The 21,437-nt window shown below is 71.9% G+C and carries 21 protein-coding genes and 1 pseudogene; 10 read left to right on the forward strand and 12 right to left on the reverse strand.

Annotated elements, in window-relative coordinates; translation table 11 throughout:
* Nucleotides 1-2 precede the first annotated feature (2 nt).
* The 8 genes from QFZ82_RS17280 to QFZ82_RS17315 are packed head-to-tail and all read right to left on the reverse strand — an operon-like array spanning nt 3 to nt 6,766.
* On the reverse strand, nt 3-2,003 hold the full coding sequence (locus tag QFZ82_RS17280) for an NADH-quinone oxidoreductase subunit L (protein WP_307714013.1): 2,001 nt from the start codon (nt 2,001-2,003) through the stop codon (nt 3-5).
* Nucleotides 2,000-2,386, reverse strand: a complete 387-nt coding sequence (gene nuoK / locus QFZ82_RS17285; RefSeq protein WP_307714014.1) for an NADH-quinone oxidoreductase subunit NuoK — start codon at nt 2,384-2,386, stop codon at nt 2,000-2,002. The genes QFZ82_RS17280 and nuoK overlap by 4 nt, the downstream gene beginning before the upstream one ends.
* The gene (locus tag QFZ82_RS17290) at nt 2,386-3,024 is read right to left on the reverse strand and encodes an NADH-quinone oxidoreductase subunit J (RefSeq protein ID WP_307714015.1); all 639 of its coding nucleotides are present in this window, start codon (nt 3,022-3,024) and stop codon (nt 2,386-2,388) included. Before QFZ82_RS17290 ends, nuoK begins: the two co-directional genes overlap by 1 nt.
* Nucleotides 3,021-3,629, reverse strand: coding sequence for an NADH-quinone oxidoreductase subunit I (locus QFZ82_RS17295; protein ID WP_307714016.1), 609 nt, complete (start codon nt 3,627-3,629; stop codon nt 3,021-3,023). Before QFZ82_RS17295 ends, QFZ82_RS17290 begins: the two co-directional genes overlap by 4 nt.
* On the reverse strand, nt 3,629-4,597 hold the full coding sequence (locus tag QFZ82_RS17300) for a complex I subunit 1 family protein (RefSeq protein ID WP_307714017.1): 969 nt from the start codon (nt 4,595-4,597) through the stop codon (nt 3,629-3,631). The genes QFZ82_RS17295 and QFZ82_RS17300 overlap by 1 nt, the downstream gene beginning before the upstream one ends.
* A complete protein-coding gene (locus tag QFZ82_RS17305) occupies nt 4,594-5,763 on the reverse strand; it encodes an NADH-quinone oxidoreductase subunit C (RefSeq protein ID WP_307714019.1) in 1,170 nt (389 codons plus the stop codon). Before QFZ82_RS17305 ends, QFZ82_RS17300 begins: the two co-directional genes overlap by 4 nt.
* Nucleotides 5,760-6,377: an NADH-quinone oxidoreductase subunit B gene (locus QFZ82_RS17310; protein WP_307714021.1), complete on the reverse strand. Its 618-nt coding sequence runs from the start codon at nt 6,375-6,377 to the stop codon at nt 5,760-5,762. The genes QFZ82_RS17305 and QFZ82_RS17310 overlap by 4 nt, the downstream gene beginning before the upstream one ends.
* Nucleotides 6,368-6,766 carry an NADH-quinone oxidoreductase subunit A gene (locus QFZ82_RS17315; RefSeq protein WP_307714022.1) on the reverse strand — a complete coding sequence of 133 codons (399 nt, stop codon included), beginning with the start codon at nt 6,764-6,766 and terminating at the stop codon, nt 6,368-6,370. The genes QFZ82_RS17310 and QFZ82_RS17315 overlap by 10 nt, the downstream gene beginning before the upstream one ends.
* 202 nt (nt 6,767-6,968) lie before the next feature.
* On the opposite strand from QFZ82_RS17315, the gene QFZ82_RS17320 reads away from it, so the two are divergent.
* The 5 genes and pseudogenes from QFZ82_RS17320 to QFZ82_RS17340 all read left to right on the forward strand — a co-directional run bounded on the left by QFZ82_RS17320 (nt 6,969) and on the right by QFZ82_RS17340 (nt 14,005).
* Entirely contained in the window at nt 6,969-8,150 is a 1,182-nt protein-coding gene (locus tag QFZ82_RS17320) for a sensor domain-containing protein (RefSeq protein WP_307714023.1), read from the forward strand.
* A gap of 302 nt (nt 8,151-8,452) precedes the next feature.
* Nucleotides 8,453-9,776: pseudogene (locus QFZ82_RS17325) on the forward strand (sensor histidine kinase).
* 329 nt (nt 9,777-10,105) lie between these two features.
* On the forward strand, nt 10,106-10,765 hold the full coding sequence (locus QFZ82_RS17330) for a response regulator transcription factor (protein ID WP_307717753.1): 660 nt from the start codon (nt 10,106-10,108) through the stop codon (nt 10,763-10,765).
* Between the two features lie 251 nt (nt 10,766-11,016).
* Nucleotides 11,017-12,963, forward strand: a complete 1,947-nt coding sequence (locus tag QFZ82_RS17335) for a 2-oxoacid:acceptor oxidoreductase subunit alpha (protein ID WP_307714024.1) — start codon at nt 11,017-11,019, stop codon at nt 12,961-12,963.
* A complete protein-coding gene (locus QFZ82_RS17340) occupies nt 12,956-14,005 on the forward strand; it encodes a 2-oxoacid:ferredoxin oxidoreductase subunit beta (protein WP_307714025.1) in 1,050 nt (349 codons plus the stop codon). The genes QFZ82_RS17335 and QFZ82_RS17340 overlap by 8 nt, the downstream gene beginning before the upstream one ends.
* An 82-nt stretch (nt 14,006-14,087) precedes the next feature.
* On the opposite strand, the gene QFZ82_RS17345 is transcribed toward QFZ82_RS17340, so the two are convergent.
* On the reverse strand, nt 14,088-14,489 hold the full coding sequence (locus tag QFZ82_RS17345; protein WP_307714026.1) for a helix-turn-helix domain-containing protein: 402 nt from the start codon (nt 14,487-14,489) through the stop codon (nt 14,088-14,090).
* 109 nt (nt 14,490-14,598) lie between these two features.
* Here QFZ82_RS17345 and QFZ82_RS17350 point away from each other — a divergent pair, with 109 nt between their 5' ends.
* From QFZ82_RS17350 to QFZ82_RS17360, 3 genes are all read left to right on the forward strand, one after another.
* Nucleotides 14,599-15,459 (forward strand): SDR family oxidoreductase, encoded by an 861-nt coding sequence (locus tag QFZ82_RS17350; RefSeq protein WP_307714028.1) that lies wholly within the window; start codon nt 14,599-14,601, stop codon nt 15,457-15,459.
* A 135-nt stretch (nt 15,460-15,594) separates the two neighbouring features.
* The gene (gene rarD, locus QFZ82_RS17355) at nt 15,595-16,605 is read left to right on the forward strand and encodes an EamA family transporter RarD (RefSeq protein WP_307714029.1); all 1,011 of its coding nucleotides are present in this window, start codon (nt 15,595-15,597) and stop codon (nt 16,603-16,605) included.
* Nucleotides 16,606-16,945: 340 nt separating this feature from the next.
* Complete coding sequence (locus tag QFZ82_RS17360; protein WP_307714030.1) at nt 16,946-17,800, forward strand: hypothetical protein; 855 nt, start codon at nt 16,946-16,948, stop codon at nt 17,798-17,800.
* Between the two features lie 88 nt (nt 17,801-17,888).
* On the opposite strand, the gene QFZ82_RS17365 is transcribed toward QFZ82_RS17360, so the two are convergent.
* The 3 genes from QFZ82_RS17365 to QFZ82_RS17375 form a co-directional block, all read right to left on the reverse strand.
* The gene (locus QFZ82_RS17365) at nt 17,889-18,254 is read right to left on the reverse strand and encodes a DUF6401 family natural product biosynthesis protein (RefSeq protein WP_307714031.1); all 366 of its coding nucleotides are present in this window, start codon (nt 18,252-18,254) and stop codon (nt 17,889-17,891) included.
* A gap of 74 nt (nt 18,255-18,328) precedes the next feature.
* Nucleotides 18,329-18,736, reverse strand: coding sequence for an SRPBCC domain-containing protein (locus QFZ82_RS17370; RefSeq protein WP_307714032.1), 408 nt, complete (start codon nt 18,734-18,736; stop codon nt 18,329-18,331).
* Nucleotides 18,733-19,350, reverse strand: coding sequence for an ABATE domain-containing protein (locus QFZ82_RS17375; RefSeq protein WP_307714033.1), 618 nt, complete (start codon nt 19,348-19,350; stop codon nt 18,733-18,735). The genes QFZ82_RS17370 and QFZ82_RS17375 overlap by 4 nt, the downstream gene beginning before the upstream one ends.
* Before the next feature lie 22 nt (nt 19,351-19,372).
* Between QFZ82_RS17375 and QFZ82_RS17380 the strand changes: the two genes are divergently transcribed.
* Together QFZ82_RS17380 and QFZ82_RS17385 are read left to right on the forward strand one after the other, a co-directional pair.
* Entirely contained in the window at nt 19,373-19,822 is a 450-nt protein-coding gene (locus QFZ82_RS17380; RefSeq protein ID WP_307714034.1) for a VOC family protein, read from the forward strand.
* A gap of 182 nt (nt 19,823-20,004) precedes the next feature.
* Nucleotides 20,005-21,321 carry a M28 family metallopeptidase gene (locus tag QFZ82_RS17385; RefSeq protein ID WP_307714035.1) on the forward strand — a complete coding sequence of 439 codons (1,317 nt, stop codon included), beginning with the start codon at nt 20,005-20,007 and terminating at the stop codon, nt 21,319-21,321.
* The last annotated feature ends 116 nt before the right edge of the window (nt 21,322-21,437 follow it).

The raw sequence follows: 21,437 nt of genomic DNA on the forward strand, positions 1-21,437 counted from the left end.
GCTCACGACCCCGCGTTGACGTTGGACAGGACGACGGCGGCGACGGCCAGGACGACGGAGCCCGCGAGCAGCGCGCCGAGGTAGGTCTGCACGTTGCCGGTCTGCGCGCGGCGCACGGCGCTGCCGAGCAGGCGTGCGCCGGTGCCCGATCCGCTGACGTAGGTGTCGACGACCTCGCGGTCGAGGAAGCGGACGAGCTGCGCGGCGGCGCGTACCGGGCGGACGAACAGCGTGGAGTAGACGGCGTCGACGTGGAATCCCGCCGCGGCGTGCCGATGGAGCGGGCCGAGCAGCAGCCGGGCGGGGTCGGACGGGTCGGGAGCCGCCGCGATCGATCCGTAGGCGGGGGTGTGGGCCGCGATCGCCTCGGCCTCCGAGACGGCCGGTTCGGCGCCGGGGTGAGCGGCCACGGCGCCGATGGGGGGACGTGCGGCGGCCGCCGTCGTGTGCCGCCACGCCCCGTAGGTGACCAGTCCGCCGACCAGGGCGACGCCGGTGCCGAGGACGGCGGTGGTGACGGTGGGGGCGAGGGCGTGGCCGTCGAACCAGCCGGGCAGCCGGTCGAGGGTCAGGCCGAAGGCGAGTGACGGCACGGCGAGGACCCAGAGCACGGTGGTCATGGCGACCGGCTCCCGGCCGTGGTCGGGTGCCTCGGCACCGCGGCCGCGGAAGGCGAGCAGCCACAGCCGCATCGCGTAGGCGGCGGTGAGGACGGCGGTCAGCAGTCCGGCGACCAGCACGGTCCAGCCGGCGCCGGTGGGGGCGACGGTGGAATCGCCGAGCGCGGTGTGCTCGGCGGCGACCAGGACGGCTTCCTTGGAGAAGAAGCCGGCGAAGGGGGGGATCGCGGCGAGAGCGAGCAGCGCGACGGTCATCGTCCAGTAGGCGTCGGGCACGCGCTTGGCCAGGCCGCTCATCCGGGACATGGCGGCGAGCGAGTTCGTGCCGGCGGCATGGATGATCACGCCGGCGGCGAGGAAGAGCAGCGCCTTGAACGCACCGTGGGACAGGAGGTGGAAGACGGCGGCGCCACGGTCGCCGACGGCCAGTGCCCCCGACATGTAGCCGAGCTGGCCAATGGTCGAGTAGGCGAGGACGCGCTTGATGTCGTCCTGGGCGAGCGCGGCGAGCGCCGAACCGACCATCGTGACCGCCGCCATGGCGGCGAGGACGGTCATGGCCGCGGCGGACGCGGCGAAGACGGGAAGGAGCCGGGCCACGAAGTAGACACCGGCCGCGACCATCGTCGCGGCGTGGATCAGCGCGGAGACGGGCGTGGGGCCCGCCATCGCGTCGGGAAGCCAGGTGTGCAGCGGGAACTGCGCCGACTTGCCCGCCACGCCCGCGAGGAGCAGGAGTGCCACCAGGGTGGGGTGGTCGATGGCGTCAGCGGCGACGGCGCCGAGGATGCCGCTGATGCGGAAGGTGCCCGCGTCGGCGGCGAGCGCGAACAGACCGATCAGGAAGGGGACATCACCGAGCTTGGTGACCAGGAACGCCTTGAGCGAGGCGGCACGCGCCTCGGGCGTCTCCCAGTAGTGGCCGACGAGGAAGTACGAGCAGATGCCCATGATCTCCCAGCCCACGAGCAGCACCATCAGGTCGCCGGAGTAGACGACGAGCAGCATGGCGGACGTGAACAGGGAGATGAGCGCCGCGTACGAGGGGTAACGCGGGTCGTCGCGGAGATAGCCCGTCGAGTAGATCTGCACGCAGGACGCGACGATCCCGACCAGCACGGCGACGAGCGCCGCGAAGCCGTCGATGTGCAGGGCGAGGTCGATCGGGACCGAGCCCGTGGGCGTGAGCTCGGTCGACGCGGTGATGGTCCGCCCGCCTTGCTGGCGCGCGGCGACGAAGACGGCGAGAGCGGCGGCGGCGAGCGTGGGCAGGACGGCCAGGGGGCGGACGAATCCGGGGGCGGCGCGGCCGAGGAGGAGTCCGGCGGCGGCGCCGAGGAACGGAAGAAGGGGGACGAGAACGGCGAGGGTCGTCGTGGTCACGCGGTGGCCTCGGCCTTCTCCTCGCGGTCTGCGGGTGTGTCGCTGTCGTCGAGTGTGCCGCTGCCGTCGGGTCCGGTCGGCTCGGCCGTGTCACGGAGGCGGTCGACGTCGGAGCTGCCGCGGTTGCGGTAGACCATCAGCACGATCGCCAGGCCGATCCCGATCTCGGCGGCGGCGATGGCGATGATGAACAGGGTGAGTGCCTGGCCGGCGTGGAGCGTGTCGCGCAGCCACACGTCGAAGGCGACCAGGTTGAGGTTGACCGCGTTGAGCATCAGCTCGACGGACATCAGGACCAGGATGGCGTTGCGGCGTGCGAGGACGCCGTACAGCCCGATGCTGAAGAGGAGGACGGCGAGCACGGCGGGATAGGCGAGATGCATCAGCTCTTCCCCTCTCGGGCCGTACGGTCGGCCGCACCGTCGCGGCCCGTGCGGCCGGCCCGGTCCGGCGGCACGGGACCGGTCGCGGCGGGCGGTTCCGGGTCCCGGCGGGACAGCACGATCGCGCCGACGAGGGCGGCGAGCAGGAGGACGGAGAGCGCTTCGAACGGCAGCACCCAGTGCCGGAAGAGGATCTCGCCGGACACCTTGGTGGATCCCTGCACGGGTCCGTCGAGGTCGATCCAGGTGGTGCGGAACGCGTCCACGACGACCCACACCAGGGCCGCCGCGGCGGCGGCGGCCACCGGGAGGGCCACCCACCGGTTGCCCGAATCGGCGTCCGGGGAGCGGCCGATGGGGGCCTTGGTGAGCATCAGCCCGAAGAGAAGGAGGACGACCACGGATCCGACGTAGATCAGGACCTGCACCCACGCGATGAACTCGGCGGTGAGCAGGAGGTACTCGACGGCGAGGCCGCCGAGCGTCACGACCAGCCAGAGCGCGGCGTGCACCAGCTGCCTGGTCGTGACGGTGACGAGGGCCGCGCCGAGCGTGGCGAGGCCGACGAGCAGGAAGGCGATCTCGACACCGGTCGGCGAGAGGAAGCCCTGGGGCGCGGAAGCGGCGGCGAGCGTCATGCAGGGCCTCCCTGTCCCGGTTCGGCGCCGGGCTCGGTGCCCGGTTCGGTACCGGTGTGGGCCTGGACCGCTGCTGCCTCCTCGGCGGCCGCGAGCTTCTCGGCGGCCTTGCGGGCGGCCGCGATCTCCTTCGGCTCCTCGGCGCCCGGGTCGAGTGCGGGCGGCGCGGGCACCGTCCACATCCACTCGCGGAGCTTGTCGCGCTCGTGGGTGAGTTCGTGGATGTCGGTCTCGGCGTACTCGAACTCGGGCGACCAGAACAGCGCGTCGAAAGGACACACCTCGATGCAGATACCGCAGTACATGCAGAGCGAGAAGTCGATGGCGAACCGGTCGAGGACGTTCCGGCTGCGCTCACGGCCTCCGGGGGTGGCCGCCGGGACGGTCTCCTTGTGGGAGTCGATGTAGATGCACCAGTCGGGGCACTCACGGGCGCAGAGCATGCAGACCGTGCAGTTCTCCTCGAACAGGCCGATCACGCCGCGGCTGCGCGGCGGGAGCTCGGGCAGGACGTCCGGGTACTGCGCGGTGACGTGCTTCTTCGTCATCGTCCGCAGGGTGACGGCAAGGCCCTTGGCGAGGCCGCTGCCGGGGATCGGGGACATTACTGGATCACCACCTTGACGATGCCGGTGAGGGCGATCTGGGCGAGGGCGAGGGGGACGAGGGCCGTCCAGGCGAGCTTCTGCAGCTGGTCCTCGCGCAGCCGCGGATAGCTCACGCGCAGCCAGATGACGAGGAAGGCCAGCAGCACGGTCTTGAGGAGGGTCCACACCCAGCCGAGCCCGTCGGCACCGAACGGACCGTGCCAGCCGCCGAGGAAGAGGACGGTGGTCAGACCGCACAGGACGACGATGCCCGCGTATTCGGCGAGCAGGAACAGGGCGAAACGGAGGCCGGTGTACTCGGTGTACGCACCGAAGATGATCTCGGAGTCGGCGACCGGCATGTCGAAGGGAGGACGCTGCAGTTCGGCGAGACCGGCGACGAAGAAGACGACGGCGCCCACGATCTGCCAGGGCAGCCACCACCACTCGAAGGCGTTCAGGATGCCGGGCAGTGAGACCGTGCCGGCCGCCATGGCGACGGACGCGGCGGTGAGCAGCATCGGCAGTTCGTATGCGAGCAGCTGAGCGGCGGTACGCAGACCGCCGAGAAGGGAGAACTTGTTGGCCGACGCCCAGCCTGCCATGAGCGACCCGAGCACGCCGACGCCCATGACGGCGAGGACGAAGAAGATGCCTGCGTCGACGACCTGGCCGACCGCGCTCTCGCTCGGACCGATGGGGATCGCGACCAGGACCAGGAGGTAGGGCAGCAGGGCGACGGCGGGCGCGAGTTGGAAGATGCGGCGGTCGGCGTCCGCCGGGACCACGTCCTCCTTCTGCGCGAACTTCACGCCGTCGGCGACGAGCTGGGCCCAGCCGTGGAAGCCGCCCGCGTACATGGGGCCGAGGCGTCCCTGCATGTGGGCCATGACCTTGTGCTCGGTCTGCCCGATGATCAGCGGGAGGACCATGAACACGGCGAAGACGACGATGAGCCGGAAGGCGACGTCGAGGGCGTCGTTCACGCGGGGTCGCCTCCGGCAGGTCGGTTCGGCTCGTCGGCCTCGGGTTCGGGTGCGGGCTCGGGTACGCGCTCGGGCTCGGGTACGCGCTCGGGCTCGGCGCGCGGCTCGGGCTCGGGTAGGCGCTCGGCCTCCGCGCGTGGCGCGGGCTCGGCGCGCGGCTCGGGCTCGGGTAGGCGCTCGGGCTCGGCCTCCGCGCGTGGCGCGGCGTCGGGCGCGGCTGCGGGGGCTTCACCGGGCGGCCGCGCCTCCTCGGGGGCCGTGCCGGGCGCGCTGGCGGGCGGTTCCTGATCGTCGAAGGCGGGGCGGGCGTGGTGCCAGGGCGCGTCGGAACTGCGGGTGCGCGGGCCGGCAGGAGTTTCCTCGCCCGCGTCCCCCGCATGCCCAGCAGCCGCCGCCTGTGACGCCGAGCCCTCGCTCGCACTGCGCGTACGCCGAGCCGGACGGGCCTCGCCCGCACCACCCGGAGCCGCAGGGGCCTGCGACGCCGAGCCCTCGCTCGCCGTGCGGGTGCGGCGCGGCGGGCGGTCGGCCGTCGCGCCGGGGGCGGCGGCCGCACGCGGGGTGCGGGCGGGCCGGGCCGGTGCGGGCGGGAGCTGGCCCTTCAGCGGGCCCCACTCGTTCGGGTCGGGGACGCCGGGCGGCAGCATCTGGCGTCGCTTGGGCCCGCCGTGCTCGGACTCCCCCGGCTCCTTGGCACCCGGCCATGCCTTGGCCACCCGGGCGGCCAGGACGAAGTCCTTGCGCAGCGGGTGCCCTTCGAAGCCCTCGGGAAGGAGCAGGGGATCGAGGTGCGGATGCCCGGTGAAGTCGACGCCGAACATCTCGTGCGTCTCGCGCTCGTGCCAGCTCGCGCCCGCGTAGACGTCGACGGCGGTCGGCAGCGAGGGGGCGCTGTGCGGGACGGTGGTGCGGACGAGCAGCCGGCGGACCGCGCGCCCCTCCAGGGAGACGACGTGCGCGCACACGCGGAAGCCGATGCCGGGTTCGTCGACCGCGCTCAGCCAGTCGAAGTAGGTGCAGCCCAGCTTGTCGCGGGCGATCTCCAGCGCCGCGATCCAGGTGCCGGCGGGGACGTCGACGGTGAGGAGGTCGTAGCCGCGTTCGGCGGTGGCCTCTTCGCCGAAGATCTCGGTGACGGCGTCCGGGAGGCTGTCGTACGGGTTCACCGCTCGCCCTCCGATCCGGCGTCGGGGCCCGCGCCGGGGGTCAGGGGCGGGCTGACGAGACCGCTGCGCAGTGCCGCGGTGGACGGGCGGGTTCCCCCGCCGTGCCCGTAGCGCTCGCCGAGCGACTCGCGGGCGATCTTCTCCTGCAGCTTGAGGATGCCCTGGAGCAGCGCCTCCGGACGCGGCGGGCAGCCGGGCACGTAGACGTCGACGGGGATGATCTGGTCGACGCCCTTGGTGACGGAGTACGAGTCCCAGTAGGGGCCACCGCAGTTGGAGCAGGCGCCGAAGGAGATGACGTACTTGGGCTCGGGCATCTGCTCGTACAGACGCTTCACGGCAGGTGCCATCTTGTCCGTCACCGTGCCGGAGACGATCATCAGGTCGGCCTGGCGCGGGCCCGGCGCGAAGGGGATCACGCCGAGGCGGATGAAGTCGTGCCGGGCCATGGAGGCCGCGATGAACTCGATCGCGCAGCAGGCGAGCCCGAAGTTGAAGACCCACAGGCTGTAGCGGCGGCCCCAGTTGAGGACGACCTTCATCGGCTCGGGGGCAAGGCGCGCCAGTGCGCCGAGCCGCCGGGGCTCGGGAAGGTCCACGGGAGTCACGCCCATGTCAGGACGCCCTTCTTGTACGCGTAGAGCAGTCCCACGGCCAGGAAGCCGAGGAAGATGAACATTTCGACGAGCGTCGTCGCGCCGTAGCCCCCGGCGGCGAAGACGGTCGCCCACGGGAAGAGGAAGATCGAGTCGACGGCGAAGATCACGTACAGGAAGGCGTAGACGTAGTAACGGACCTGGGTGTGGGCCCAGCCCTCGCCCACGGGGTCGACACCGCACTCGTAGGTGAGCAGCTTCTCCGGGGTCGGCACCACCGGCCGCAGCAGCCGCCCGGCGCCGAAGGCCACGGCGACGAACAGCACGCCGATCACCGCGAGCAGTCCGACGACCGAGTAGCTCTGGAAGTAGTCCGCCGCGGTGACGACCACGGTCCTTTCCGGCACGTCCGCCCTCGCTCCCTGACTCGTTGACCTCGTCGGCGCCTGTTCGACGGCGTTCGACGTCGTCGGTCCCTACGCACCGGAGTCTAGGCCCTGCTAAAGGGAGCGTAAGCAGTCGCGTCAGGGATCAGGTGGGGTTGTCCCCACCTGATCCCACCCAGGAACCCCATGGCGTGCGCTGTCCCCGCCCGGCAGGCTGGCCCTCATGACCGCGAGCAACGCCACTTTGGACAACGGAGGACCGCCCCCCGTGCGCTTCGCTTTCGACCGCCGCACCTGGAAAGAGGTCGCGCACCTGCTGGGCGATTTCCCCGTCTCGCTGCTCGCCTTCGTCTACGTCGCGGTCACCGTGGTCGCCGGCGTGGGCCTGTCGGTCACCGTGATCGGCCTGCCCCTGCTGGCCCTCGGGCTCGCGGGCGCGCGCCGGATCGGTCGGGCGGAGCGGGCCAGGGCCCGCGCGCTGCTCGGCGTGGAGGTCGACGAGCCCAGCCCGCTCGGCCGTCCCGAGGGAGGCGGCCTGGTCCCCTGGGTCTGGTCGCGGCTGAAGGACCCGGTGGCGTGGCGGACGGTGCTGTACTCGTTCGTCCGGCTGCCGTGGGGTGTGCTGACGTTCGCCCTCACGCTGGTGGGGCTGCTCGTGCTGTGGCCGGTGCTGCCGTTCCTGGCGCATGCCATGGCGAGTGCGGACCGTGCGATGGTGCGCGGCCTGCTGTCGCCGTCGGACGAACTGGAGCGGCGCATCGCCGAGTTGGAGTCCGACCGGGGCGTCGTGATCGACACCGCCGCGGCCGATCTGCGCCGTATCGAACGCGATCTCCACGACGGCGCCCAGGCCCGGCTCGTCGCGCTCGCGATGGGGCTCGGCCTCGCCAAGGAGAAGCTCCTGGAGGATCCCGACGCCGCGGCGGCGATGGTCGACGAGGCGCACGGCGAGGTGAAGCTCGCGCTCCAGGAGCTGCGGGACCTCGCCCGCGGCATCCACCCCGCCGTGCTCACCGACCGCGGCCTCGACGCCGCTCTGTCCGCGATCGCGTCCCGCTGCACGGCCCCGGTGACGGTGACGGTGGATCTGGCCGAACGGCCCGCGGAGGCGATCGAGGGGATCGCGTACTTCACGGTCTCGGAGCTCCTGCAGAACGTCAGCAAGCACGCGCAGGCGACCCGTGTGTCGGTGGACGTGTGGCGGGCGGACGAGCGGCTGCTCATCCAGGTCGTGGACGACGGCAAGGGCGGGGCGCGGCTGGACGGCGGCACCGGGATGGCGGGGCTGGCCGAACGGCTGGGCGCGGTGGACGGCCTCTTCGCGCTGGACTCGCCGGCGGGCGGCCCGACCACGGTCACGGCCGAGCTGCCCTGGCGCGCGCGGACGGCGCACGGCGGGCGCTGAGGACCGCGGTCGCCGCCGCTGAGGACCACGGTCGCCGGCGCTGTGGCCCGGGGTCTCCGCTTCGCGGTCGCCGAGGACCGGGATCGCCGGCCCTCAGGAAGGGTGCGGATCGGCCCGCCGCACGAGGGCGACGCCGGGCCGCCGGCCGCCTCCCGTGGTGGGGAAAACCCCCCCGCGCGAACGGATACCGCCCTCATGGTGAGCGACGCGCCCCTGCCAGCAGGCTTGTGGACATGACAGCCCGCCCCGCCGAACGAGACCTCATCACAGAACGAGACCTCATCGCAGAACGGACCACGTCGATGGCCATGGACCACGGATACGGCGCAGTGCCCCGGTCACGCACGCACTTCCTGCCTCCCGTACTGCGCGCGCCGCTGGAGGGCAGGGCCTGGCGGGAGTTCGGATGGATCCTGCTCAGCCTGCCCCTGAGCGTGCTGCTCTTCGCCTTCGCCGTCTCCCTGACCGCCGCGAGCGCCGGCCTGCTCGTCACCTTCCTCGGTGTGCCGCTGCTCGCGGGGTCGTTCGCCGTGCTGCGCGGTTTCGGCGCGGTGGAGCGGGGCCGCGCCAGGGCTCTGCTGAACGTGGACGTCGCCGCGCCCGAGCCCGTCCGCGTCAGGAGGAGCGGCGCCGCCGGCTGGATCGGGGGCGTCCTCAAGAGCGGGGCCTCCTGGCGGCACCTGCTGTACGCGGTCCTCCACTTCCCCTGGGCCGTCTTCGGCTTCTGCCTCGCGGTGCCTCTGTGGACGTCGGGCTGGGCGCTGCTCCTCTATCCGCTGTGGCAGTGGGTCTTCCCCATGTACGCGGGCATCGAGCGGGCTGCAGCTCTACGGCGACGGAACGCACAGCTTCTACCTCGACTCCCCCTTCGAGATCGCCGTCACCAGCCTCATCGGCCTGCTGCTCACCCTGGCCACGCCCTGGGTGGTCCGCGCGCTGACCGGCGTCGACCGGCTGATGGTGGCCGGGCTGCTCGGCCCCTCCCGGCTGGCCACCCGCGTCGTCGAGCTGGAGTCGGACCGGGGCGTGGTCGTCGACACGGCCGCGGCCGATCTGCGCCGTATCGAACGCGATCTCCACGACGGCGCCCAGGCCCGGCTCGTCGCGCTCGCCATGGACCTCGGGCTCGCCAAGGAGAAGCTGTCCGAGGACCCGCAGGCGGCGGCCCGCATGGTCGACGAAGCGCACGGCGAGGTGAAGGTGGCGCTGCGGGAGCTGCGCGACCTGGCCCGCGGCATCCACCCCGCCGTGCTCACCGACCGCGGCCTGGACGCCGCGCTGTCCGCCGTCGCCTCGCGCTGCGCGGTGCCGGTGACGGTCGAGGTCGATCTGGACCGCAGGCCGGCGGCGGCGATCGAGGGCATCGCGTACTTCACGGTCTCGGAGCTCCTGCAGAACGTCAGCAAGCACGCGCGGGCGACCCGGGCCTCGGTCGGCGTCTGGCGCTCGCAGGACCGGCTGATGCTCCAGGTGACGGACGACGGCAGGGGCGGCGCGGCCCCGGCGGCGGGCAGCGGTCTGGCCGGGCTCGCGGACCGGCTCGGCGCGGTGGACGGCATCCTCGCCGTCGATTCCCCGGCGGGCGGCCCGACCACCGTCACGGCGGAGCTGCCGTGGCGCGGCTGATCCGCAGGCGCCCCCTACCCACCGGCCCGGCCCCGCGACGCACCGGAGCCGCGCCGTCCCCACCGGTCCGCCCCCGTCCCGGTCGGCGACGCACCCGAAGCGCGACCCGTCCCCGAAGCCCGGCCCGCCCCTCAACCCTCCACCCCCGCTGCGTCCCCCGAACGGCGGCCCGGACGCGCGGCCCCGGCCCTGCACATGCCTGCGGACAACGGCGGCATCCCGGCAATACCGCCGGCCTGGACCCGATCTCGAGACGAAGCTGGAATGCTGGGCAGCGCAGGCGCGGAAGGATCATCGAACAGGGGGGACGCAGGACTGTGGAGGACAGGGTGCGGGTGGTCATCGCCGAGGATTCGGTACTGCTCCGGGAGGGTCTGACCCGGCTGCTGACCGACCGCGGGCACGACGTCGTGGCGGGCGTCGGCGACGCGCAGGCACTGATCAAGACCGTTGCCGAGCTGGCGGACCGGGACGCGCTGCCGGACGTCGTGGTCGCCGACGTACGGATGCCGCCCACCCATACGGACGAGGGCGTCCGGGCCGCGGTGCAGCTGCGCCGCGAGCACCCCGCGGTCGGCGTGCTGGTTCTGTCCCAGTACGTGGAGGAGCAGTACGCGACCGAGCTGCTCGCGGGCAGCACCCGCGGGGTGGGCTATCTGCTGAAGGACCGGGTAGCCGAGGTACGAGAGTTCGTGGACGCCGTCGTGCGGGTGGCCCGCGGAGGCACCGCGCTCGATCCGGAGGTCGTGGCGCAGCTGCTCGGCCGGAGCCGCAAGCAGGACGTCCTCGCCGGGCTCACCCCCCGGGAACGGGAGGTCCTCGGTCTGATGGCCGAGGGCCGGACGAACTCGGCGATCGCCAAGCAGCTCGTCGTGAGCGACGGCGCGGTGGAGAAGCACGTGAGCAACATCTTCCTCAAGCTCGGCCTCTCCCCCAGCGAGGGGGACCACCGGCGTGTGCTGGCCGTGCTGACGTACCTGAATTCCTGAACTTCCGCCCGCCGCATCCGGCGGCGGTGCCGACACCCGGGGCCCAGGACCGAAGAATGACGAGGGGAAGAGATACGGGAGAGAATCCTGGGACGGGTGAAGCATGACAAACCAGGGCGACACGACGTCTCATAGGGGCGTCCAACATATGAGCGGTCCAGGGAAGGCGACCCTTACCGTCGTAGGGTTGCCAGTGGGACGGTCGGTGGACCGGCCGCCCGGAGGAGCCGCCTCGAGGGAGGTCCAGTTCAGTGACCAGTCAGGTCAGTAGCGCGGCCGATCAGGCCGACGAGGCCAACGGCGGCCATGAGGCCGTCGTCGGCGAGCAACGCAGGCCCGCAGGCGACAAGGAGATCCGCCGACTGGACCGGGTGATCATCCGCTTCGCGGGTGACTCCGGTGACGGCATGCAGCTGACGGGTGACAGGTTCACCTCCGAGACGGCGTCGTTCGGCAACGACCTGTCCACGCTGCCGAACTTCCCCGCGGAGATCCGGGCCCCCGCCGGAACCCTGCCGGGTGTCTCCAGCTTCCAGCTGCACTTCGCCGACCACGACATCCTCACGCCCGGCGACGCGCCGAACGTGCTGGTCGCGATGAATCCGGCGGCGCTCAAGGCCAACATCGGCGACGTGCCGCGCGGCGGCGAGATCATCGTCAACACGGACGAGTTCGCCAAGCGCGCGATGGCCAAGGTCGGCTACGACACCTCTCCGCTGGAGGACGGCTCGCTGGACGCGTACCACGTCCATCCCGTGCCGCTGACGACGCTGACAATCGAGGCGCTCAAGGACTTCGGCCTTTCCCGCAAGGAGGCCGAGCGCAGCAAGAACATGTTCGCGCTGGGGCTGCTCAGCTGGATGTACCACCGGCCGACCGAGGGCACGGAGTCCTTCCTGCGGACGAAGTTCGCGAAGAAGCCGGCCATCGCCGAGGCGAACATCGCCGCCTTCCGCGCCGGGTGGAACTTCGGCGAGACGACCGAGGACTTCGCGGTCTCCTACGAGGTCGCCCCGGCCACCAGCGCCTTCCCCGCGGGAACGTACCGCAACATCTCCGGCAACCTCGCCCTGTCCTACGGCCTGATCGCCGCGAGCAAGCAGGCCGATCTCCCGCTGTACCTGGGCTCGTACCCGATCACCCCGGCCTCGGACATCCTGCACGAGCTGTCCAAGCACAAGAACTTCGGCGTGCGCACCTTCCAGGCCGAGGACGAGATCGCCGGGATCGGCGCTGCGCTGGGCGCGGCGTTCGGCGGTTCGCTGGCGGTGACCACCACCTCCGGTCCGGGTGTGGCGCTGAAGTCGGAGACGATCGGGCTCGCCGTGTCGCTGGAGCTGCCGCTGCTGGTGGTGGACATCCAGCGCGGCGGCCCCTCCACCGGTCTGCCGACCAAGACCGAGCAGGCGGACCTGCTGCAGGCCATGTACGGGCGCAACGGCGAGGCTCCGGTGCCGGTCGTCGCCCCCCGCACCCCGGCCGACTGCTTCGACGCGGCCATCGAGGCGGCCCGGATCGCGCTGACGTACCGGACCCCGGTCTTCCTGCTGTCCGACGGGTACCTCGCCAACGGCTCCGAGCCCTGGCGCATTCCCGACACCGACGAACTGCCCGACCTGCGCGTCCAGTTCGCCACCGGACCGAACCACACGCTGGACGACGGCACCGAGGTGTTCTGGCCCTACAAGCGCGACCCGCAGACGCTGGCCCGCCCCTGGGCGCTGCCCGGCACGCCCGGCCTGGAGCACCGCATCGGCGGCATCGAGAAGCAGGACGGCAGCGGCAACATCTCGTACGACCCGGCCAACCACGACTTCATGGTCCGCACCCGGCAGGCCAAGATCGACGGCATCGAGGTGCCCGACGTCGACGTCGACGACCCGGACGGCGCTCGGACCCTGGTGCTCGGATGGGGCTCGACGTACGGCCCGATCACGGCCGCCGTACGCCGCCTGCGGGCCGCGGGGCTGCCCATCGCGCAGGCCCATCTGCGCCACCTGAACCCCTTCCCGGGGAATCTCGGGGACGTACTCGGGCGTTACCCGAAGGTAGTGGTACCGGAGATGAACCTCGGCCAGCTCGCCGCCCTGATCCGGGCGAAGTACCTGGTCGACGCGCAGAGCCACACCCAGGTGAACGGGATGCCGTTCAAGGCGGAGCAGCTCGCAGAAGCTCTCAAGGAGGCCATCAATGACTGAGGCGCTCTCGCTGGTGCCCAAGGCCGAGGCCAAGCAGTCCATGAAGGACTTCAAGTCCGATCAGGAAGTGCGCTGGTGCCCCGGTTGCGGTGACTACGCGATCCTCGCCGCCGTGCAGGGCTTCATGCCCGAGCTCGGCCTGGCGAAGGAGAACATCGTCTTCGTCTCCGGCATCGGCTGCTCCTCGCGCTTCCCGTACTACATGAACACGTACGGGATGCACTCCATCCACGGCCGCGCCCCCGCCATCGCGACCGGCCTCGCCTCCTCCCGCCGCGACCTCTCCGTCTGGGTCGTCACCGGGGACGGCGACGCGCTGTCCATCGGCGGCAACCACCTGATCCACGCCCTGCGCCGCAACGTGAACCTCAAGATCCTGCTGTTCAACAACCGGATCTACGGCCTCACCAAGGGCCAGTACAGCCCGACCTCCGAGCTCGGCAAGATCACCAAGTCGACGCCGATGGGGTCGCTGGACGCCCCGTTCAACCCGGTCTCCCTGGCGCTGGGGGCCGAGGCCTCGTTCGTCGCGCGCTCCGTCGACTCCGACCGCAAGCACCTCACCGAGGTGCTGCGGCAGGCCGCCGACCACCAGGGCACCGCGCTCGTCGAGATCTACCAGAACTGCAACATCTTCAACGACGGCGCATTCGAGATCCTCAAGGACAAGCAGCAGGCGGAGGACGCCGTGATCCGGCTGGAACACGGAAAGCCGATCCGGTTCGGCCCCGAGCTGTCCAAGGGCGTGGTCCGCGACGAGCGGACCGGTGACCTCACGGTGGTGCGGGTGACGGCGGAGAACGAGTCCAGGGTCCTCGTCCACGACGCACACAACCCCAGTCCCACCACGGCCTTCGCGCTGTCCCGGCTCGCCGACAACGACACGCTGCACCACACGCCCATCGGCGTCCTGCGCAGCGTGGAGCGGCCGGTCTACGACACGCTCATGGCCGACCAGCTCGAAACGGCCGTGGAGCAGAACGGCAAGGGCGATCTCGCGGCGCTCCTCGCCGGCAACGACACCTGGACGGTCGTCGGCTGAGGCCGCCCCACTCGCGAAAGGGCCGGGAGCAGTGCTCCCGGCCCTTTCGCGTGCGCGTCGGCGGGCGGGGACGCGGACCTGGTCAGACGGTCTCCGCCGCGCGGGCCTTCCCGTCGTCGTACGCGGCCCGGGCCGCCTGCACGTCGGCCACCCGCCGCTCCGTCCAGCGCGCGAGGTCCCACACCTGCCGGGCGGCCTCCCTGCCCAGCCCGGTGAGCGAGTAGTCGACGCGCGGCGGGATGACGGGCTTGGCGTCGCGGTGCACGAAGCCGTCCCGCTCCAGCGTCTGGAGGGTCTGGGCCAGCATCTTCTCGCTGACGCCGCCGACGTGCCGGCGCAGCTCGCTGAACCGGTACGACCGCTCCAGCAGGGCGGCGAGCACGAGCACCCCCCAGCGGCTGGTCACGTGCTCCAGGATCAGCCGGGACGGGCACATCTCGCGGTTCACGTCCGGGGCCCCGGCCCCATTGCTGCTTACGGCCATGCCAGTACCTTACTTCAAAGTGGGTACTTTCGAATTGTTAGCGCCCTCTCTAGGGTGGTTTCACCAGGCGGATGACGCACGTGAAGCACGCGAAACGGAGAAACCACCCATGAGCATCGTTGTCACCGGAGCCACCGGAGCCCTCGGCCGTCTCGTCGTCGACGAGCTGCTCGCCGCCGTCCCGGCCGACCGGATCGCCGCGGTGGTCCGCGACAAGGAGAAGGCGGCGGACCTCGCGGCGCGCGGCGTCGAACTGCGGATCGCCGACTACAGCGAGCCGGCCACCCTCGACGGCGCCTTCCGCGCCGGGGACCGGGTGCTGCTGATCTCCGGCAGCGAGGTCGGCCGACGCGTCGCGCAGCACGCCGCCGTGATCGAGGCGGCGAAGGCCGCGGGCGTCGCACAGCTCGCGTACACCGGCGTACTGGGCGGGCCGGACGCGGACTTCGACCTGGCGGCCGAGCACAAGGCGACCGAGGAGCTGATCCTCGACTCCGGGCTGCCGTACACCTTCCTGCGCAACGGCTGGTACACCGAGAACTACACGGGCAACCTCGGCCCCGTACTGGAGCACGGCACCGTCGTCGGGAACGCCGGCGACGGCCGGATCGCCTCGGCCACGCGTGCCGACTACGCGGCCGCCGCGGCCGCTGTGCTGACGGGCGAGGGCCACCTCGGCGCGGCCTACGAGCTGAGCGGCGACGCCGCCTGGTCCCTCGCCGAGTACGCCGCCGAGCTGTCGCGGCAGACCGGCCGCACCATCACGTACACCGAGGTCCCGGCCGAGACGCACCTCGGCATCCTCACCGGCGCGGGTGTTCCGGAGCCGTTCGCCCGCATCCTCGTCGACGTCGACAGGGCCATCGGCCGCGGGCTGCTGGCCCGCACCACCGGCGATCTGGCGCGGCTGGCCGGGCGGCCCACCACACCGCTCGCCGAGACGGTCGCGACGGCGCTGGCCACCGCCTGACCCCCCGCTTCGGCGATCGCCGCCCCGCCCGCGCCAGGCACGATCCGTCATGACCGTATGGCGATACGGACATGACATACCGCCCTCGCGCGCGTACCTTCTTGGGGGAACGCGCGCGCAGGGGCAGGAGGGTCAGTGAAGTCGCAGAACGAACAGCGGGCAGGGCTGCTGTACGGGATCGGCGCCTACGGCATGTGGGGTCTGGTCCCCCTTTTCTGGCCTCTGCTCAAGCCGTCCGGGGCGATGGAGATCCTGGCCCACCGGATGGTGTGGTCCCTGGCGATCGTGGCGGTCGCCCTGCTCGCGCTGAAGCAGTGGGGCTGGGTACGCGAACTGGTACGGCAGCCGCGCAAGCTGGGCCTGATATCGGTCGCCGCGACGGTGATCACCGTCAACTGGGGCGTCTACATCTGGGCCGTGAACTCCGGCCATGTCGTCGAGGCCTCGCTGGGCTACTTCATCAACCCCCTGGTCACCATCGCCATGGGCGTCCTGCTGCTGAAGGAGCGCCTGAGGCCCGCGCAGTGGGCGGCCGTGGGCATCGGCTTCGGCGCGGTGCTGGTCCTGGCGATCGGCTACGGCAGGCCGCCGTGGATCTCGCTGACGCTCGCGTTCTCCTTCGCCACCTACGGGCTGGTGAAGAAGAAGGTCAACATCGGCGGCCTGGAGTCGCTGGCGGCCGAGACGGCGATCCAGTTCCTGCCGGCGCTCGGCTTTCTGCTGTGGCTGGGCGCGAACGGCTCGTCGACCTTCGGCTTCCACGGCGCCGGCCATGCGGCGCTGCTCGCCGCGACGGGTGTGGTGACGGCCGCACCGCTGGTCTGCTTCGGCGCCGCGGCCATCCGGGTGCCGCTGTCGACGCTGGGGCTGCTGCAGTACCTGGCGCCGGTGTTCCAGTTCCTGCTGGGGATCCTGTACTTCCACGAGGCGATGCCCGCCGAGCGGTGGGCCGGGTTCGCGCTGGTGTGGCTGGCGCTGACGTGCCTGACGTGGGACGCGCTGCGGACGGCCCGCCGGACCAGGGCACAGGCGCTGCGTCTCGCGGCGGACGCCCTGAAAACGGCGCCGCCCGAGACCGCTCCCCTGCCGGAGGCGTCCTTGACGCCCCAGGCTCCCGCCGCCGCCCAGCCGGACCGCACCGCCTGACCCGCGGCAGCCGGACGCCCGCACCCCTCGCCCCGACCGGCCGGGACCGCCCCCACCGAGCGCGCCTGCCGATGGGGGGCGCGCCCGCGCACCGGGCCGCGCCCGGATCGGGCCGCGCCCCGGGCACAAAGGTGCGCAGGGCCACCTGTCGACCGCCGAGCGGTCCATACACCCTCCCCCGCACTGTCTCCCGGTGACGCGCCCGGCAGGGCTCAATCTCCACTCGAACGGCCCAGCTCCGCCTCTGGTCGCAGGCCACCCCTGGTGGCCGGTGTTACCACCGGAGGACGAGGCCCGGTCACACGGACCGCGGAAACCCACAGAGCGGAGCGAGCGCGTCATGCCCCAACCCCTCGCACTTTCGATCGACTTCGGTCAGGGGATCACCGACGCGTGGTCCGCGGTGGCCAGGTTCATTCCGAAGTTCCTCGCCTTCCTGGCAATCCTGATCATCGGCTGGGTCGTCGCCAAGGTGATCGCCAAGGTCGCCGACCGCCTCCTGCGCAAGGTCGGCTTCGAGCGCATGGCCGAGCGCAGCGGTGTCTCGAACACCCTCAGGGACTCGAAGTACGACGCCACCGGCATCATCTGCAGGATCCTCTACTACGGGATCATGCTGATCGCCCTGCAGCTGGGCTTCGGGGTCTTCGGACCCAACCCGGTGAGCACGATGATCAACGGCATCGTCTCGTGGATCCCGAAGGCGATCGTCGCCTGCGTCATCGTGGTCGTCGCCATGGCCATCGCCCGCGCCGTCCGCGACATCGTCCGGGGCGCCCTCGGCGAGACCTCGTACGGCCGGGTGCTCGCCACCGTGGCCTGGGGCTTCATCGTGGCGCTCGGCGTCATCGCGGCGCTCGGCCAGGCGCAGATCGCGACGGCGGTCACCGGGCCCGTCCTCATCGCCGTGCTCGCCGCCATGGCGGGCATCCTGATCGTGGGAGTCGGCGGTGGTCTCGTCAACCCGATGCGCGAGCGCTGGGAGCGCTGGCTGGCCACGGCCGAGGCCGAGTCGGGCCGTGCCAAGGACACCCTCACCGCCTACCAGCGCGGCCGCGCGGACGCCGCCGCCGGGCAGCCCGTCACCGAGCGCCAGCCCGGCCGTGCCCGCGGCACCGATACGGGCGACACCCAGGAGAGGGGATGGGGCGAGGACATGCCCCCCGGGACGGGCACCGGTCGCGACCCGATGTGACCCCGCGGGTCCGTGTGCCTCACCGGGACACCGCGCACGGGCAGGGCCCGGTCGACGGCCGTCGACCGGGCCCTGCCCGTCGGTCGCGTCAGGCGGCGTCGAGCAGATCGTGCTCGCGGATCAGCCAGCAGACCGCCGTGAGCCGCAGGGTGGCGAAGTCGTAGCCGACCGGCTCGGACCAGTCGGCCTCCGACAGCCAGTCGGTGAACCCCAGGACGTAGTCGGCGAGATCCTCACGGCGCAGCACGTCGCCCGGCTCCGCGCGCACGGGGGATCCGGACCGGCGCTGACTGGGCACCAGCGGCACCAGCGCGTCCCGGACGGCGGCCGCGTGCTGGTCGACGGCGGCGACGAGCCCCGGCTCGAAGGCGAACTCCGAGAGCCGGGGCATGTACGCGGCGGCCACGCCGGCCAGCGGGCAGCCGGGCGGCCCGCCGAGGGGCGAAGCATCCATCCCCTCACGCTAAACCGGGAACAGACCACTCAAGACGTGATGTCCATCGCAAAGCGCCCGTGCCGGACGGCCGGTCACTCCCGTCCCCGGTCGACTCCCAGCGCCCTCTCCACCTCGGCGGCCACCGCCTTCCAGTGCGCCCTGCGGCGCTCGCGCTCCTCCGCGTCCGCCAGGCGCTCCTGGTGGAACCGGAGCACCGCCCCGTCGCCGGAGCGTGCGGCGGAGACGGCGACCTGCGCGGTGCTCGTGCCGTACGTCACGCGGATACGGTCGCCGGGGCGGCAGGAACGGACCTCGCCCGTGACACCGTCGGCCGTCTCGTACGTCTCCCCCTTCACCGCGGGCAGCCGCACGCCCTTGCCCAGCCACAGCTGCACCCCCTCGGGGCTCACGAGGAAGTCCCACACGGCCGCGGGCGGCAGCCGCAGGGTCCTGGACACGCCGATCTCCCAGCCCGCGTCCCTGGTCAGTCCGGTGGTCATGATCCGTCTCCCTCGGCCTGGCGGGCGCGGTGCGCCCGCACCTTGCTGCGGTTGCCGCAGTGCTCCATCGCGCACCAGCGACGGCGGCCGGGCCGCGAGGTGTCGACGAAGAGCAGATGGCAGTTGTGCGAGGCGCACTCGCGGATGCGGTGCGCGTACGGACCCGTGAAGAGCTCCACGGCGTCGCGCGCGACGGTCGACAGCAGCGGGGCCACCCCGGCCCGCTCGGGCATCCACTGCCGCGATCCGTCCTCCGCGATACCGAAGGCGAGTGGCGGCTCGGCGGCGGCCGCGTTCACCGTCGCCACATCCGCCGGGTCAAGGTCGCGGGCGTGCACGCGGGCGCCGGCCATCCGCCACAGGGCGTCCCGCAGCCGGCGGACCGCCGCCAGGGAGGCGGCGTCGACGTCCAGCAGCAGGCCCCCGTGCAGGCGGCCGGCCGCCACCCAGCGCAGTAGGCCGGCCGGCTCGTCCAGCACCTCGTAGCGAGCGAATTCGCCCGGTCCGCCCGTGGTCAGCAGCTCCAGGCAGAGCGCCCCTGCGTCGAAGCGGTAGGGGCGCCCTTCCCGCGTTCGCAGTTCCAGTCCCGGCGATTCCGTTGCCGTCCCACCCATGTAACCAATATAACCGGTTGCCATGACACTGCACTGGAAGCTCGTTGTCGACGCCGCCGACCCGCACGCCCAGGCGGACTTCTGGGCCGAGACCCTCGGCTATCTCGTCGAGGACAACAGCCGGATCGTCGAGCAGGTCCTCGGCTACGGCGGCGTGCCCGTCGAGGCCACCGTGGAATCGCACGGCCGACGCGCATGGCGCGATCTGGCCGCCGTCCGCCATCCGGACGACCCCTACGACGAGAACACCGGTGGGGGACTCGGGCGGCGCATCCTCTTCCAGCGCGTCCCGGAGGCGAAGACCGTCAAGAACCGCCTCCACATCGACGTGCACGCCGCACCCGGCGAGAGGGACGCGGAGGCGGAGCGGCTGCTGCGACTGGGGGCGACGGTCGTGCGGCACGTAAAGGAGCCCGGCGGGGAGTGGGTGGTGATGGCGGACCCGGAGGGCAACGAATTCTGCGTGCAATGACGGCTGTTCGGGTGTTCGACATACGAACACCCATGTCCGGATCCCGCTCTTGACGGAACGTCAACATCTCACTGAACATTCAGCACGCACAGCGCACGTCAAGCTCCAGCGCCCCGGGCCCCGCCGGCCCGGGGCGTCACGCACGTTCCGTTCCATCCCCGTACGGAATCCGGAGCCCCCACATGAACCTCTCCGTTCCCAGACGCACGCTCGCGGCCACCGTCTTCGCCCTCGCCGGGCTGCTCGCGGCCGGCGCGCCGGCGGCCACCGCCGCACCGAGCGCCCCGGCGGCCGCGCTCGCCGCACCCGACATACCCCTCGCAGGCGTCAAGGCGCACCTCAGCGAGTTCCAGTCCATCGCCACCGCCAACGGCGGCAACCGGGCACACGGCAGGCCCGGCTACAAGGCGTCCGTCGACTACGTGAAGGCGAAGCTGGACGCGGCCGGATTCACCACATCCGTCCAGCAGTTCACGTACAACGGCACGACCGGCTACAACCTGATCGCCGACTGGCCGGGCGGCGACCTCAACCAGACCGTCATGGCGGGCGCCCACCTCGACTCGGTCTCCTCCGGCGCCGGCATCAACGACAACGGCTCGGGTTCGGCCGCCGTACTGGAGACCGCGCTCGCCGTCTCCCGCGCGCAGCTGAAGCCCGTCAAGCACCTGCGCTTCGGCTGGTGGGGCGCGGAGGAGCTGGGCCTGGTCGGCTCGCGACAGTACGTGAACAGCCTGCCGACGACGGAGCGTTCGAAGATCTCCGGCTACCTGAACTTCGACATGATCGGCTCGCCGAACCCCGGCTACTTCGTCTACGACGACGACCCGGCGATCGAGCAGACCTTCAAGGACTACTTCGCCGCGCTCGGCGTCCCGACGGAGATCGAGACCGAGGGCGACGGCCGCTCGGACCACGCGTCGTTCAAGAACGTCGGCATACCCGTCGGCGGCCTGTTCACCGGCGCCAGCCGCACCAAGACGAGCGCGCAGGCGCAGAAGTGGGGCGGCACGGCCGGTCAGGCCTTCGACCGCTGCTACCACTCCTCGTGCGACACGACGTCCAACATCAACGACACCGCGCTGGACCGCAACAGCGACGCCGTCGCCCATGCGATCTGGGCCCTGTCGGCCGGCACCACCGTCCCGCCCGGCGACTTCTTCGAGAACGCCGCCGACGTCGCCGTCCCGGACGCCGGAGCGGCCGTCACCTCGACCGTGACCGTCTCGGGACGCACGGGCAACGCCCCGGCCGCCCTGAAGGTGGGGGTGGACATCAAGCACACCTGGCGGGGCGACCTGGTGATCGACCTCGTCGCGCCGGACGGGACCGCGTACCGGCTGAAGAACTCCAGCAGCGGCGACTCTGCGGACAACGTCATCACGACGTACACGGTGGACGCCTCGACCGAGGCGGCCAACGGCGTCTGGAAGCTGCGGGTGCAGGACGTGGCCCGGTACGACACCGGCTACATCGACAGCTGGAGGCTCGCCTTCTGACGGCTCCGGCCCCGGCGAGGCCGGAAGCCACCGCCGCGGGCCCGCGGCCGGAGGTCGTCCGACGCCGCGTCCCATGAGCGCGCCCCGCCGTACGGGGAGTACGGCGGGGCGGCGGG

The organism is Streptomyces sp. V4I23 (assembly GCF_030817975.1).
Lineage (GTDB): Bacteria > Actinomycetota > Actinomycetes > Streptomycetales > Streptomycetaceae > Streptomyces.